Annotated in this window: 17 protein-coding genes; all 17 read right to left on the bottom strand. The window is 33.4% G+C overall.

All coding sequences use genetic code 11. The features are described 5' to 3' along the window. Window positions 1-5: 5 nt before the first annotated feature. The gene (locus C4S35_RS06195) at window positions 6-788 is read right to left on the bottom strand and encodes an MlaE family ABC transporter permease (RefSeq protein WP_103999349.1); all 783 of its coding nucleotides are present in this window, start codon (window positions 786-788) and stop codon (window positions 6-8) included. 427 nt (window positions 789-1,215) lie between these two features. Further along, window positions 1,216-1,323, bottom strand: a complete 108-nt coding sequence (locus C4S35_RS15485) for a cation transporting ATPase C-terminal domain-containing protein (RefSeq protein ID WP_146059523.1) — start codon at window positions 1,321-1,323, stop codon at window positions 1,216-1,218. 1 nt (window position 1,324) lies between these two features. Continuing rightward, window positions 1,325-1,474 carry a cation-transporting P-type ATPase gene (locus C4S35_RS16320; RefSeq protein WP_103999350.1) on the bottom strand — a complete coding sequence of 50 codons (150 nt, stop codon included), beginning with the start codon at window positions 1,472-1,474 and terminating at the stop codon, window positions 1,325-1,327. 163 nt (window positions 1,475-1,637) lie between these two features. Continuing rightward, entirely contained in the window at window positions 1,638-1,931 is a 294-nt protein-coding gene (locus C4S35_RS06205) for a chaperone modulator CbpM (RefSeq protein ID WP_103999351.1), read from the bottom strand. After that, window positions 1,928-2,842 carry a DnaJ C-terminal domain-containing protein gene (locus C4S35_RS06210; protein ID WP_103999352.1) on the bottom strand — a complete coding sequence of 305 codons (915 nt, stop codon included), beginning with the start codon at window positions 2,840-2,842 and terminating at the stop codon, window positions 1,928-1,930. The genes C4S35_RS06205 and C4S35_RS06210 overlap by 4 nt, the downstream gene beginning before the upstream one ends. Before the next feature lie 70 nt (window positions 2,843-2,912). Beyond that, window positions 2,913-3,338 (bottom strand): universal stress protein, encoded by a 426-nt coding sequence (locus C4S35_RS06215; protein WP_103999353.1) that lies wholly within the window; start codon window positions 3,336-3,338, stop codon window positions 2,913-2,915. Window positions 3,339-3,861: 523 nt separating this feature from the next. Continuing rightward, window positions 3,862-3,948 carry a YceI family protein gene (locus tag C4S35_RS16325; RefSeq protein ID WP_425269141.1) on the bottom strand — a complete coding sequence of 29 codons (87 nt, stop codon included), beginning with the start codon at window positions 3,946-3,948 and terminating at the stop codon, window positions 3,862-3,864. Window positions 3,949-5,031: 1,083 nt separating this feature from the next. Next, window positions 5,032-6,186 (bottom strand): phospholipase D-like domain-containing protein, encoded by a 1,155-nt coding sequence (locus C4S35_RS06220; RefSeq protein WP_103999354.1) that lies wholly within the window; start codon window positions 6,184-6,186, stop codon window positions 5,032-5,034. Window positions 6,187-6,568: 382 nt separating this feature from the next. After that, entirely contained in the window at window positions 6,569-6,829 is a 261-nt protein-coding gene (locus C4S35_RS06225) for a zinc ribbon domain-containing protein (RefSeq protein WP_103999355.1), read from the bottom strand. 156 nt (window positions 6,830-6,985) lie between these two features. Next, the gene (locus tag C4S35_RS06230) at window positions 6,986-7,435 is read right to left on the bottom strand and encodes an OsmC family protein (RefSeq protein ID WP_103999356.1); all 450 of its coding nucleotides are present in this window, start codon (window positions 7,433-7,435) and stop codon (window positions 6,986-6,988) included. A 36-nt stretch (window positions 7,436-7,471) separates the two neighbouring features. Continuing rightward, window positions 7,472-7,735: an SDR family oxidoreductase gene (locus tag C4S35_RS15825; protein WP_208618871.1), complete on the bottom strand. Its 264-nt coding sequence runs from the start codon at window positions 7,733-7,735 to the stop codon at window positions 7,472-7,474. Continuing rightward, entirely contained in the window at window positions 7,714-7,791 is a 78-nt protein-coding gene (locus C4S35_RS16330) for a hypothetical protein (protein WP_425269142.1), read from the bottom strand. The genes C4S35_RS15825 and C4S35_RS16330 overlap by 22 nt, the downstream gene beginning before the upstream one ends. A gap of 242 nt (window positions 7,792-8,033) precedes the next feature. Next, window positions 8,034-8,225 (bottom strand): SDR family NAD(P)-dependent oxidoreductase, encoded by a 192-nt coding sequence (locus C4S35_RS15835; protein ID WP_208618865.1) that lies wholly within the window; start codon window positions 8,223-8,225, stop codon window positions 8,034-8,036. Next, a complete protein-coding gene (ppsA, locus tag C4S35_RS06240) occupies window positions 8,209-10,662 on the bottom strand; it encodes a phosphoenolpyruvate synthase (protein WP_103999357.1) in 2,454 nt (817 codons plus the stop codon). The genes C4S35_RS15835 and ppsA overlap by 17 nt, the downstream gene beginning before the upstream one ends. 957 nt (window positions 10,663-11,619) lie before the next feature. Beyond that, entirely contained in the window at window positions 11,620-12,369 is a 750-nt protein-coding gene (locus tag C4S35_RS06245; protein ID WP_103999358.1) for a shikimate dehydrogenase family protein, read from the bottom strand. After that, on the bottom strand, window positions 12,369-13,766 hold the full coding sequence (locus tag C4S35_RS06250) for a tetratricopeptide repeat protein (protein WP_103999359.1): 1,398 nt from the start codon (window positions 13,764-13,766) through the stop codon (window positions 12,369-12,371). The genes C4S35_RS06245 and C4S35_RS06250 overlap by 1 nt, the downstream gene beginning before the upstream one ends. Before the next feature lie 339 nt (window positions 13,767-14,105). Next, a complete protein-coding gene (locus C4S35_RS06255) occupies window positions 14,106-15,293 on the bottom strand; it encodes an aspartate aminotransferase family protein (RefSeq protein ID WP_103999360.1) in 1,188 nt (395 codons plus the stop codon). Window positions 15,294-15,326 lie beyond the last annotated feature (33 nt).

A 15,326-nucleotide genomic window follows, 5' to 3' on the forward strand; every position in this document is an offset into this window, starting at 1 on the left:
TTAATTTATAAATCGTAAAAAATATCAGTAATAAAAACAGCTATGAAATCAATAATAAAAAGAAGCATCGAAGTGAAAACTACCGCAGAATTTGCTGCTAAACCTACACCTGCTGTTCCTTTTTTACAATAATATCCTTTAAAACAACCGACTAGACCTATCGCGAAGCCAAAAAAGAAAGTTTTAATTATTGAGGGTATCAAATCGCTAAATTCCAAAGCATTGAAAACCTGATTGAAATACAATAAAAAAGAAACATTTCCCTTTAAGTTCTCTACTAAGTACGAGCCGAAAATAGCAATGAGATCTCCAAAAAAAACTAATATAGGAAGCATAAAAGTGGTAGCCAAAATGCGGGTGACCACTAAATATTTAAAGGGATTTGTTCCCGAAACTTCCATTGCATCAATTTGTTCCGTAACTCTCATCGATCCTAGTTCAGCACCAATTCCAGAACCAATTCTTCCCGCGCAAATCAAAGCAGTTATGATGGGACCAATTTCTCTAATAATTGAAATACTCACCATGGACGGGATCCAAGAAACTGCCCCAAATTCCTGAAGAGTAGGTCGTGATTGTAAAGTGAAAACTAAACCTATGATAAATCCAGTTACTGAAACAAGAAGTAAGGAACGATTTCCCATATAGAAACATTGACGAAGAAATTCTTTAAATTCATAAGGACGCCTAAATGCTTCCTTGAAAAAACGACCGGTAAAATAGGATAACTCACCTACTTCAATGAGAAAATTTTTAAATAATTCTTTTATTTTAAAAATACTATTCATGCGTATATGAATTAATTTTTAACAGAAAACAGCTACTCAAATATACAATTATTTAGCTGATTATTAGTGTTTTTGGGCATTGTTAATCTGTTTTTTAGATAGTTTTGTCGAAAAAATTTCACTAGAGAATATATTGCTAAAAATAGGGATTATAAAAAGGTGTTTTTTATGTCGATTTTTTTTGCCAAAATAGAAGGCGGTATAAAACGCATTATTAGTAGGAAAGAATATAGCCAATTGTACAAAGAAGTATTCTAGAAGGCATCTATTTTATAACAGAAAAAAACGTATTAGTTTAAAACTGCATTTTAAATGGAAAGAGTTGTACTTATTTAATAGAGGTTTTAATCCATTTCTTCATTTCCACAGCCCAAAATACAATACTTGACACAGCCCAAGTTATTGCTAATTCTAAATAGGTAAGCGGTTACGTCTTAAACACTAAATTAAGAAAAGGCTGATAAATAATCATTAATTGTAACAAAACGGTTATTGAGATTGCTTCCAGCATAGGTTTGTTAGAAAATATACCCACTTTAAATAGCAATTATAATAATCGTATCTGTTAGATCAACTAATATTCCAGTGATAATTGCTGCTATTATAAGGATGAGTATCAGGAAATCCAACAACTGACGCAATAACATTTGTAAAATGGTTTTCTTTTTTTTATCTACAATTTCGATTTTTAATGTTCGGTCAACAGGAGTGAAGCCACATTGTAATCAATGCCTAATAGATTTGTCTTTAGCAACTTAACTATTTCTGAATGAGGGAGTACATGCCAGTTCATCACTTTATTTTTTACTTTTTAGAAGACCGTGAAAATAGTATTGGGATTATTAAATCTTAACTTTCGTACAATCGCAATCTATTTTTCACAGAAATCAACTCATTTTGTAAATCATCTATTTTTTGTAACAGATTAAATACGACATCAATTCCTTCAATATTAACGGCTAATTCCTGATGCATCCGAATCATTTTCTCTATTTCATAGATAGCATCGGGATGAATATATTTAGTTTCATCGACGGTGATAATATCAATTAATCCCATTTCATTTAAATTGAAAAAGAATGACATTTCTACATTATAGTGATTGTATAATGAGGATAAAGGGATAAAATTTTCTATATTCATGACGTTCTTAGCTTAGCAAGTTCCGCAAATAATTCTTTTTCTTTTTCGGAAAGATCAGTAGGAATTTTTACTTGATAAGTAATATATAAATCACCAAATTCACCTTCTTTTTTATAAATAGGAAATCCTTTTCCCTTCAGTTTTACTTTAGTTCCGTTTTGTGTTCCTGATTTTACGGTCAGTTTTACCTTTCCATCAAATGTATCTGCAGTGATCTCGCCACCTAATAGGGCGTTGTATAAATCTAAATCTACTGTGGAGTATAGATTGTGTTTGTCTAGTTTAAAATTAGTGTGATTTTCAACAGTGAAAGTAATGTATAAATCTCCTTTTGGTCCACCGCCAGAAGCTTCACCTCCCAAACCGCTGATTTTTATCTGTTGACCATTCTCTACCCCGGCAGGAATAGTGATTCGGATGTTTTTGCCGTTGATGTTTAAGGTTCGCTTATGGGTTGTATATACCTCTTTTAGATCAAGATTCAACTCAGTAGTGAAATCTTGTCCTTTGAATTGGGCGCTGTGTCCTCTTTGTCTCCCGGAGGTACGACCACCAAACATTGATTCAAAAAAGTCTGAATAATCTCCGGCACCGCCAAATCCCTCGCCTTCAAAACCTCCAAAACCACTTTGTTGACCGCCTCCCGAGTATTGTCCTTGCTGTTTCGCTTTTTCATACTGCTCAGCATGTTGCCAGTTTTCTCCATATTCATCGTATTTTTTACGATTTTCGGCATGGCTTAGTACCTCATTGGCTTCATTAATTTCTTTGAATTTTCTTTCGGCTTCCTTATCGTTTGGGTTTAAGTCGGGATGGTGTTTTCGGGCCATTTTACGGTACGCCTTTTTTATCTCGGCTTCCGTTGCTTTTTTATCCACTTCAAGAATTTTGTAATAGTCTATAAATGCCATCGTAGATTATTTTAATAATTATAATTGTTGCAATAATGAGATTTTATTGGTCTAGGAAAAAGTTTTTTTATCATGATTTGATAGGTATAATGAATACTGGTTTTTCCGAATACCGGATTACTTTTTCAGCGACACTGCCCATAATTAAATGCGAAATTCCGGTTCTGCCATGCGTGCCCAAAACAATTATATCCGCATTCCATTTTTTGGCCACATTCAAAATTACTTCATAAGGTATACCTTCTTCTACAAATGTCTTAACCTGATGTCCCTTAAATACGGTATCAACAAGCATTTGCTGATTTTTTTTGTAATCATTTATGGCGATATCTGCAAATTCTTTTAGAGTAACCGCACCTTCTGTTATAAGCATTGTCAAGTCAACGACACTTAGTAATGCAATTTCGGCGTTTAGTTCAAGACCAAGTTGAAAACCATTTAAGGCAATTTTTTCTGAAGTGGTGTCATTCTCAACTGCTATTATTATTTTTTTCATGTTGTCAATGTTCTTTTATTTTTACAATTACTGTTACATGATTACTTTTAATGTTTAGAAGCAAAATAAAATATCCCGTAAGTAAATTATTGCTACTATCAAATTTAATCAATTTTATGTTGTTAAAAAGGGATTAAGTGTTTTATTACAAATAAAGTAGTCCTAAAAAAGGTAATTTTTTTTAGGACTACTTAAGATAGATTTTTTGATTTTCTACACAATTATTTTGACATATTCATTCGAGATAATTATTGTTTTATAAATTCACTATCTGCTTTAATTTTGATTTCATCATTAATCATTAGTGCTGGGAATTTTGAACCAATGTCAAAATCGGAACGTTTTAGAATTCCGCTAAACTGAAAACCCGAGGTAATTGCTTTAGATTGCGGATTTGCTATAGTTCCTTTATACTACATATTGATGATTACTGGTTTTGTTATTCAGTGTGGCGTCAGATTACCCATTAGTTTGTATTTGCCCTTTTCTTTTCCGAATTTCTTTATGGATGTACTTTTACAAGTCATTTCTTATATTTTTCAAAATCGAAGAATTTAGCACTTCGTAAATGATTATCCCGCATCTCCACTTCGATATTGGTAGAGGCCATTTCTCTTGAAAGTTAAAAGGATGCATCACTGAAATCAACTTTTTTGGCTGTGGTAGTTATCTCAAATATTTTTTAATAATCCAGCAATATCAGAAATGCGATGATGCACAGTGCTAAAAGTTAATTTTGAATGCATTGGGTCTGCTTTCAATGTGGTTTGTGCTAATAAAACGTAGAGAAATATAATGCTGCGATAATGGGTGTTATTTTTTCTTGGGTTTTTATTTTAAGTATTCATTACAGATTTTTAGAAGTTTCGGATACAACCAAATCAAAGTATGCATGATTTTAATAAGGATCATTTTGCTTTTTATTAGTTCTATTTTTAAATTTATAATGAAAACCATTTGACCTTTAAAAAAGTAAAAAAAAAGCCCCAAATTAGAGCTTTTTATGATATCATTTTTCCATATTGGAAATGCTATTTATTACTTGAGCAATGGTTCGATATTTTTTGTTTTTAATTCCTGTTTCTTTTTTAAATTACTCAGTATTGCTTTATAGCCAATGAATTTTAGATTTATAGATTTTATTTGCAACACAAAATTTACTTTTTCTAGCAGATGTTCCAGATAATTCTTTTAGTCAATCGCTTTGAATTTGCGATGTTCGTCTATGCCAAATTTTATGATGTAATGCATAGCCTGGCTTTATTCGAGAATAGCCTAATTTAATAAATACTTTTTCAATTGATTTAATCGAAATAGAGGGGAAGAAATTTTCTAAATCTAATGTAAATACTTTAGGTTGTTTTTTATGAAATTTTAAGTTTCCTATAAGACCTGAATTTGGTTTATATGCTTTTGCAAAAGGGTTTACGAGTATTTTATAAAGTATATTTCTTAGAATTTAGATTTGTATTTTTTTCAAGCTGGGAACCGGTTCGGATATGGGTCTTTTTGATCCGTTTTTTTTTGATATTTCAAAATTCCTATAAAAATATTTGGGATAACGAGATGCTTTTTTAAGATATTTTTTTTCATAGCCTACAAGAATGGAGAGGTGGGATGTGTTATGGATTACCGGAAAATCATTTGAAATTATATGGAAGCATATAACAATAGTAATCACAAATTTCTATTCTTAATTATAGAACCGTTTGTAGGGCGTAAAAGTGACAACTATTTCTATTATTCTAGTAATGTAATAAGATATCCAATTGATGAATTTTGTAAAAGTTGTATTTTTAATTTCAAGAGTCTCAGGAGTTATTTTTTGACAATGAGCAATTATTTCGTTGAGCTCCTCCTGATACATCTTAGAAAATACCGTAGAATTTATTTCTACATTCATTTCGATGCTTCCGTACGAACTTAAATTATTTAGGTTAAAAGATCCAACAGTGGTCCAATAATTATCTATTACCGCTGCTTTTCCATGTAAAATAGAATTATTCCATTCGTACAATTCTATATTGTAGCTAAGAAGTTTGGAATAAAGATAACAAGTCGCTCTTCTTGTCATTGGTAAATCTGATATGCCGGATAGAATTAATTTAATTTTCACCTTATTTTTAGCTGCTTTTTTCAAGGCTTGAATTATTCTTCTTCCAGGAAGAAAATAACTACCCATTATCGTTATTTCTTCTTTGGCATTGCAAATGGATTTTATGTAGGCATTACTTATTTCGTTTTTTCTTTTTAACCAATCATTTTGAAGAATATAAACGGAGATATCCTCTTGAAGATGAAAAACAGATTTTATTTTTTGACTATGTAATCGTGTTTTCTTTAAAAAAATAGCATTGCAAAGTTCCTGAATGGGTTTTGCAATCTCTCCATTTAATTGAATTGCATAATCAAGCCAAGATGGTTCGGTTGCAGTTCCATGATATTTATCGGCAATATTAATTCCGCCTATCAAAGCTACTTTACGATCCGCAACTACTACTTTTTGATGTAATCTTCTACCCAAATAAAAGGTATAGGAAGAAAATAATGGAGCAAAAAAACGAAAGTTAATACCACTTATTTCGAGATCATATCTTATTTCTGAGGGGAATGAAAGAGAGCCCAATCCATCTAGTAAAAGATATATTTTAACTTGGCGGGAAGCGGCTTCTTTTAATGCAGATATAATCCGCTTTCCGGTTGCATCATTTTCAAAAAGATAAATTTGCATGTGAATTTCAAATTGTGAATTCCGGATAATACTTTCCAGACGGGAAAAATAATCTTCGCCGCTATGCACAAGCGCTATGTTTTCAGATACAACATTGATATTTTTATTATGAGGCATGGACTTTTTTCAAATGTAACTCTTTTATCAAAATAAATTCTAAAAGATTCTCCGTGTCCATCCTCTATGTTCATTATTTTCCGTGATATGCATTAGAGTTGATTTGTTTTTGTACAAATCTTCAAAAACATTTTCTATCAATCAATCGGCTTCAAGAAAAATGAAATTTGGGTCCATTAAATTAAAAATAATTTCATTTTCTCCCCTTTTAACCAATGCCTTTGTTATTTGATATCCATCTGTAGCTTTTTCAATAAATGGTTTGTCAAAACTAGATATACTGTAAATTTATGTTTTCATTGCCTTTTTTTGAAGTTCTAAAATTAAATATCTGTATTATCAATTGATTAGAATTTAAACTTATTTAGACTTGTACAAAATTCTATTTGTTTTTCCAACGACTTAATGTGGGCAAAATATTGATGGCTTTTTGAATGGTGTATATTGGAAGTTTTAATTTTTTCATTTCTGTAGATACGAGATCTTTCATTTTTTCCAAATTAATATTTGGTTTTTTGAAAGAGCCATTTTCATAGCAATACTTGCAATATTGTTCATTTTTTAAACCATTTTGCTCTGTTCCTTTTGCTTGTTCATTGCCAAGTGGCATTCCACAACTTTGACATAATACTATATTTTCCATAGACTTTTATTTTTAATGCGTTCAATTGATTATCATTATGATTTTTACTTGTTTAATTTTTTAAATGTTATGAGCGCTAAAAACTAAAAATTAGTTTCTTAATTATTTACATAATTTAGTACCCTATTTTATTTTTGACGAAAAGCATCCTTCAATTTATAAAATACGAATAGGAGTTTCAGAAACGATAATTTCAGGATCCAGCCGTATTGGAGTTTTTATGGCATTAGAAATCAAACACACATTTTTACTTATCTCTAGAATATGTTTGGCCCTTTCTGGTTTTTGAGAAAAAGGGATAACCACTTTTGGTTTTAATACAATTTCAGTTAGGGTGTATTTTTCTTTTATAAGTTCAACGGTGCATATAGATTTACTTTCATAGCTTAAAAAATCAAGTTGAAAATTTTCAGCAACTGTCAAAAAAGTACTCATTAGACAACTATTTACTGATGCAATGAGTAAGTGCTCAGGTGACCAAATGCCTTCCATTCCGTTCTGATATTCTCGTGGTTTGTCTACTTCAATTTCCTTTGGTAAAACGGTGGCACTTAGAATTCCTTTTGTTTTGCCTGTCCATTTTAGATTTCCTTCGTAAGTATGCATGATGCGATCGTTTAAATGAAAATTAAATAAATAAAATTATTGAGCTACAAAACTACCATCTACTGATATGGCTAATCTGGTTGCAAAGGAGGCATCGTCACAGAACATGCACGCCCCAGCATTTGCTATTTCTTCATGCTGACCAATTCGGCCAACTGGCTCTGGTCCTGTAAACTGATCTTCAGCTTTTTTCTTGTTTCCCATAATCCGATCAATCATAGGAGTTTTGATGACTTGTGGACAAACTGCATTTACTATAATTCCTAATTCTGCATATTTTATACAGCCGTTTTTGTTAATCCTATTACGGCATGTTTAGACGCTGCATAAGTGGATAAATCGGCAAACCCAACCAATCCGGCGACAGGAGAACAGTTTACGATAACTCGTGTAACTAATTTCTACCTTTCGGGGATTTCTCATTTCATGTAAAGCCATATTCCTTTCAGGTTTACACCAATGGATTTATCAAAATTTTCCTCTTTACAATCTGGAGTCTTGGCTATTGTTCCTTCGATACCAGCATTATTGAAAGCATAATCTAGGCGACCAAATACTCAATGATTTCTCCCAAGATCACTTTTACATCAGTTGCTTTTTAAACATCACATTTGACAAAAAATGCTTCACCGCCAGAATCTTTGATAAGATTTAGTGTTTCTTCATTTTCTACCCAACCCGCAATGATAATGCTAGCTCCTTTATTTGCGAAAGCTAAAGCAGTGACTCCGCCAATACCGAAAGTTCCGCCGGAAACAAGAGCCACTTCATTTTTAAATGTTGTTTCCAAGACTTAAAATATTTAAGATTTCATTGCGTTTTTCTTCGTGTTTGGTTTCGGCTTTCAAAATATTTTCTATGCCTTTTATCAAAGCATCGGGATTAAATGAGATACTGCTGATACCTTTTTCCACTAAAAACTGAGCATATTCAGGAATATCGCTCGGAGCCTGACCGCATAATCCCACTTTAATTTTATTTCGTTTAGCTGATCGAATGGTTTCCGTTATCAAATGTTTAACTGCAGGGTTTTGTTCACTGAATAAATAGCTTACTAAGGAGGAATCTCGGTCGAGTCCCAGTGTTAGTTGAGTTAAGTCATTAGAACCAATAGAGAATCCATCAAATAGTTTAGCGAATTCATTTGCCAATATCACATTGCTAGGAATTTCGATCATAACATATACTTCTAATCCGTTTTCTCCTTGTACTAAACCATTTGCTTCCATTTCTGCTAACACTTTTTTTCCTTCTTCAATTGTTCTGCAAAAAGGAATCATCAGTTTTACATTATGAAGTCCCATTTGGTTTCTTACTTTTTTCATGGCTTCACATTCTAATGCAAAACCTTTTCGATAAAAATCGCTGTAATAGCGGGAGGCACCCCGAAAACCAATCATTGGATTTTCCTCAACGGGTTCAAAGTATTTTCCTCCTACTAGATTAGCATATTCATTACTTTTAAAATCGCTCATTCGCACAATAACATCTTTGGGATAAAAAGCCGCGGCGACAATAGAAACTGCTTCTGCCAGTTTATTGATAAAATAATTTTTGCCATCATCATAATCCTTGGTTAATGCTGCTATTTCAGATTGAACGTTCAGATCAGTTATTTTTTCGGGTTCACAAAGTGCCAGCGGATGAATTTTGATAGTATTCGAAATAGCAAATTCCACACGCATTAAACCAATGCCTTTATTGGGATAATGGCTTAATTCAAAGGCTCTTTCGGGGTCGGCAAGAATTAGCATTGGTTCCGTAATGGGCATCGATAGGTGACTAAAATCGTGCTCTTTTATTTCCCATTTTAATTCTCCATCGTACACGTTTCCTTCCTTTCCTTCGGCACAGGATACTGTTATTTGCTGCCCATTTTTTAGGATTGAAGTTGCATTTCCGCATCCCACAACTGCAACTGTTCCCAGTTCACGGGCTACAATTGCAGCATGACTGGTACGGCCGCCTTTGTTGGTAATTATTGCCGAAGCTCTTTTCATTATTGGATCCCAGTCAGGATTGGTAAAATCGGTAACTAAAATTTCTCCATCAAGTAACTGATTCCCTTCTTCGGTATTTTGTAGAATTCGGGCTTTCCCAGTAGCAATCTTATCGCCAAGAGCAATGCCTTTGGTCAACAAAGTTCCTTTTTCTTGTAGTTGATAGCTTTCTCTTACCAGCTTATTCTCTTTGGCATGAACGGTTTCCGGACGAGCCTGGACAATATAAAGTTGGTTGTTGAAAGCGTCTTTTGCCCATTCAATATCCATTGCTTTTTTATAGTGTTTTTCAATTTGATAACACCATTGTGAAAGTTGAATGACTTCTTGATCGGATAGTGAAAACTCATTTTGTTTTTCGAGGGAAGTTGCCGTGTTTACAATTGTATTTTCTGCAGATTCAGCATTCGATTTTTCAGAATAAATCATCGAAAATTCTTTTCTTCCACATTGTTTTTTTAAGATGGGATTCAAAGTTTTATTTTCTAAAGTAGGTTTAAAGACCATCCATTCGTCGGGTGTGACGGTTCCCTGAACAATATTTTCACCAAGACCCCAAATACTGTTTATTATAATTGCATTTTGAAATCCGGTGTCAGGATCGATGGTAAAGGCCACACCAGAAGCCGCTTTGTCACTTCGTACCATTTGTTGTACACCTACAGAAATGGCAACATCCAAATTTGCAAATCCCATATCATGGCGGTATTTTATAGCTCGGTCTGTAAACAGCGAAGCAAAACAACGATGTATGGCATCTATGACTTGGTTTTCGCCGCTAATATTCAGGAACGATTGCATTTGTCCCGCAAAACTCGCTGATGGTAAATCTTCTGAAGTGGCGCTGCTTCTTACAGCTACTCCAAGATTTTGAATTCCACATTGCTGACTAAGAGACTGATAAGCCGTGTGAATTTCCGTATAAATTTCCTCAGGAATAGGTGCCGATAAAATTAGTGCTCTTGCTTTCGCTCCAGTTGCTGAAAGATTAGAATACTCTTTTATATCCAATGCAAATAATAAATCATTCAATGGTTTTTCTAAATTATTTCGTTTTCGAAATAGACGGTAGGCTTTAGCGGTCAATGCAAATCCGTTAGGGATATTTATACCTATTGGATTCAGCTGATTGTACATTTCACCCAAAGAGGCATTTTTGCCGCCAACTTTATTAATTGCACCAATGCTAATTTTGTTAAAAAACAAGATGTATTTATACTTTTCCATTCGGATGTTTTTAATTAATTGCAAACCATTATTTTTTCAAAATAAGACAACAGAAAATTTTTTGGGAAAGGCTTTTTTTAGTTGTCCAAAAGCACTTTTAAACTTAAAAGTCGATTTTGGAGCGAAGATGCGAGAGTAGTAGGAATTCTCTTTTGGATGCATCTTATTATAGTAAATTTAATCAAATAATGCTTTTATAGGGTACAAAATACAATGTTTTTTCGAATTTAAGTGTTTGTTAAACAATGAATTATGGTTTTTGTGAAATTTTTGACAGTCGTCGATTTTTTAGGTACAGTTGTCGATTTTTTTTGGATCAAAACCAAATTCGAATTCTTCCTGTACAAAACACGAAAGATTGAAATAAATGAATTAATCCCTGCGCCTCCAGCGATAAAACCACCTCGACCTTTAAATTGAATAGCTCCAAAAACATCTTAAATTAATTCGGCAACGGCATTTGTTCGACCCAACATATTGGTTAAGCCGTAATGTTCTCTCTAAATCTTGATCATAAATTCGAGATAGTCACGTTCTCTCACACAGGCAAAAGTAAAAGAATAAGATTGATTCTTCCATAACGGCAGGTTTACAGAAACTTCAGTTGCCTGACTTAGTACAAAATCATATCCCGAAGGTTTTTCAACTCAAAAGCATTTCATATCATGGAGAATGTCAACCTCTTTTATCGCTTTAACAATATTTTTACTCATTTGCATTAGTTTAAAATGTTGTTAATCAACCGTTTATATGAGGTGTAAAACCTTGTTGGGATTAAAGATTTATTTCGATTTATAGGGACATTAAATTTGATTAAAAAAACAGAAACTATTAATTTTTGTGTTTTAGTATTACTTTTAACCCGTTGAGTGTACTTATTTGAGGGAAAATAAATTAATTATATATTGGTCAATATACGGAAATACAGTGCATTGAATTCGAAAAAAACCCAATATACTACTTATTCCAAATTGCCCAAGCTTTTTCTGCTTGAAGAATAAGCATGTCCAGTCCGTTTTTTATTTGGGCTCCTTGTTGTTTGGCGTTTTTAAGAAATTGAGTTTCTTCTGGATTGTAAATCAAATCAAAAGCAATATGTTTCTCCGTAAAGTATTCGTATGGAATTAATGGCGATGCATCAATATTGGGACTTGTGCCAACGGGAGTAGAATTAATTATTATTTGATAATTGTCAAATGTAGTGGCATTGATTCTATTATAATCAATAGCATTTTCTTTGGCTTCGCGGGAAACAAAAGTGTATAATATACCCAATTCATCTAAGGCATATGCCACTCCTTTCGAAGCGCCTCCTGTTCCTAAAATCAGGGCTTTTTTATGATGTGGTTGCAATAAAGGTTCCAATGATTTCTTAAAACCATAATAATCGGTATTGTAGCCTTTCAGTTTTCCTTTTTTGGTAATTTTTATCGTATTTACAGCACCAATCGATTCGGCTTTTTTTGAAAGTTTATCTAAAAAAGGAATTACTGTTTCTTTATATGGAATAGTTACGTTTAAACCCTTTAAGTTGGACGTGTTTTTTATGATTTCAGCAAAAGCATTTATATCGGGAATATCAAAATTCTCGTAAGTACAACCTTCAAAGTTTTCGCTATTGAATTTATCTGTAAAATACCCTTTCGAAAAGGAATAATGAATATTTCTTCCCAGTAAACCAAAACGTTTTCTTACTACTTCAATCATTACAATTTTTTATGTTTTGTGATATAATTTTGCACCATTTTTTTGGTCCAGACCACTGGAAATAAGTCCTCAATAATAATATAATTATCAAAGTTTAATCTCATTGCGTTGCTTAAATGAAATTTCGCTTTGGTATTGTCCTGAATCATAAAATATAGTCCAGCCAAACGATATTCTATTTCATTTTCTTCTGGAAAATATTCGGAAGCTTGTAATAAGGTTTGTATAGCACTTTCAAATTCACCTAAAAACTGAAGAATATCAACCCAGAACAACCAAGTGTCTAATTGATAATCACCAAATTCTACTGCTTTTCTATAACCAAATTCGGCTTCCTCAAAGAAGTTCAATTGTTTGTTTATGGAAGCAAATCGTTTCCAGTATAATCGATTTTGATTGTCAATAGCTAATGCTTTATTGACATAAAAGAGTGCTTTCTGATAGTTTTTTTGACGAACATAAAAATCAGTAATGGCAATCCAACCTTTATCTAAAAGCGGATCTTCATGCACTGTTTTATTAAAATATTTCAATGCTAAAGCTTTGTTGCCTAATTTCTCGTGGCATTTTCCTATTCGAAGTAACGCATACGAAGTAGCATCGTCTAATTCGATAGTTCTTTCATAACTTTCGATGGCTTCAGCGTATTTTTTTAATCGTTCGTAAGCTTTTGCTTTTTCCATGAATGCACCAAGGAATTCATCATCAATTAAAGTAGCATAATCAAAGGCACGTATTGCATTTTGATATTCTTTTACGCCATAGTGTAAACGACCCAATTGATGCCAGGCAATTTCGCTGTATGGATTTTTATCGATGTATTTTGTCAAATAGGTTATAGCTTCTTGATTTTGATCTAAAAATTCAAAACAATACACTACATTATATAGGGCAGACTGATCATCAAAATCTTCCTCAAGGCATTTTATAAAGCTTTCTTTGGCCAATTCAAGATTGTCCATAAAAAGGTATTCCATGCCTATTAAGTTGTAGACATCGGCGTAGTCATCCGTAAATTGTAAAGCTATTATTAATTGTTCAACTGCTTTTTCGTGTTGGTCTCTTTTAGAGCAAATATTTGCTTTTTGAATATAAATTTCTTCATTGGTCGGTTCGATGGCATACAACTCATTCAATAGCTTTTCGGCTATTTCAAGTTTGTCATCATAGACTAACATTTCCACTTGAACTAATTTTAGTCCTGTAGATTTCGGGTGCTGATCCAATGCTAGTTTTAGTGCTTTTTTTGCCAAAGCGGCCTTGCCCATATCGATGTAATGAAGAATAATTTCTTCAAATTCTTCGGAATCAAAAAAGAGAACTTTGTTGGTTTTCAACATGGACTCAAATTTGGATAGGGATAAGTTATAATCTTCTTCTTCGTTGCTTAATTGCATACTGTATGTTTTTGGTTTGGCCTAAATAAATTTAGGTAATTGTACTTGTAATGTGAGGGAAAGTTAGAATTGTTGTGAACAATTTAATTAACAAAAAAAGGTTTGGTTTAAACTAATACTTTAGCCCTAATTACGTCACTGCACTTTTATTTTATTTGGAGTTCGGTGCACTTCGTTCAAAGTGCAAATCCCATGCTTTTACCTTTGATTGCTGCGTATAGCAGGACAGGAGCGGAGCGTATTTACGAAATAAATAGCTCCCAAATTTTTTAATTGTTTTGAATATTTATATGATAGGTAATCAATGTTGCTACTTCTGTAATCACAAATCGTTAATCATCACTCTTTAATCATCATTTCATTCATTACTTCAAGGATAATATCGCAACCTTCTCGTATTTCTTCTTCAGAAATGGTAAGAGGAGGTGTTATTCTTATGGCACATTCTTCAAATAATAACCAAAATAAAATGAGTCCTTTGTCTTGACATTTTAGAATCACTTCATTTGTTATATCGGCACTTTTTGTCATCGCGGCCAACATTAATCCTTTTCCTCTTATATCAACTATCAAAGGATGTACCAAAAGTGATCGGAATAGGTTTTCTTTCTCCATCGCTTCGGCCATGAGGGTGGTCTCAGTAATTTCCTGCAAAGTCGCCAAACAGGCTGACGCAATGACAGGGTGGCCACCAAAAGTGGTAATATGTCCCAGTTTTGGGTCATGACTCAATAAATCCATCATAGCTGATGAGGCGGTAAAAGCACCTACAGGCATGCCGCCGCCCATTCCTTTTCCCATTACCACAATATCTGGTACGACATCATAGTTTTGAAATCCAAAAAGTTTTCCGGTTCTCCCGAAACCTGGTTGTATTTCATCCAAAATCATCATCGCGCCCACTTCAGTGCAGCGTTGGCGCACTTTTTTAAGGAAATCATTATGTGGCTGAATAAATCCAGCACCGCCTTGAATGGTTTCCAGAATAATTCCTGCAGTTTTAGTCGTTATTTTTTGTAAATCTGCTTCATTATTAAAGGTAATAAAATCCACATCAGGAATCAACGGACGAAAAATTCTTTTGCGTTCCTCAAATCCCATTACGCTCAAAGAACCCATGGTGTTCCCGTGATATGCATTGTGACAAGAAATCAACTGGCTTCTTCCAGTGGTTCTTCTGGCAAGTTTTAAGGCGCCTTCAATGGCTTCAGTCCCTGAATTAACCAAATAGGTTTTGTCTAAAGGTGCGGGCAGGAGTGAGGCCAATAATTTGCAATATTGGACTGCCGGACTTTGGGAATATTCTCCGTAGACCATGACGTGCGAGTATTTGTCCAGCTGATCTTTAATCGCTTGATTGACTCGTGGGTGTTGATGTCCAAGCGGGCAAGCGGAAACTCCAGCCACAAAATCCAAGTATTTTTTATTATTGGTGTCGTAAATATAGGAACCTACAGCATGTGAAACTTCCATACCCAATGGGTAAGGGGATGTTTGAGCTTGGTATTTTAAGAAATCGGTATTCACGTTTTATGTTTTTAACCGTAAAGTTCGCAAAAG

The sequence above is a fragment of the Flavobacterium urumqiense genome (assembly GCF_900108015.1).
In the GTDB taxonomy this organism is placed as follows: domain Bacteria; phylum Bacteroidota; class Bacteroidia; order Flavobacteriales; family Flavobacteriaceae; genus Flavobacterium; species Flavobacterium urumqiense.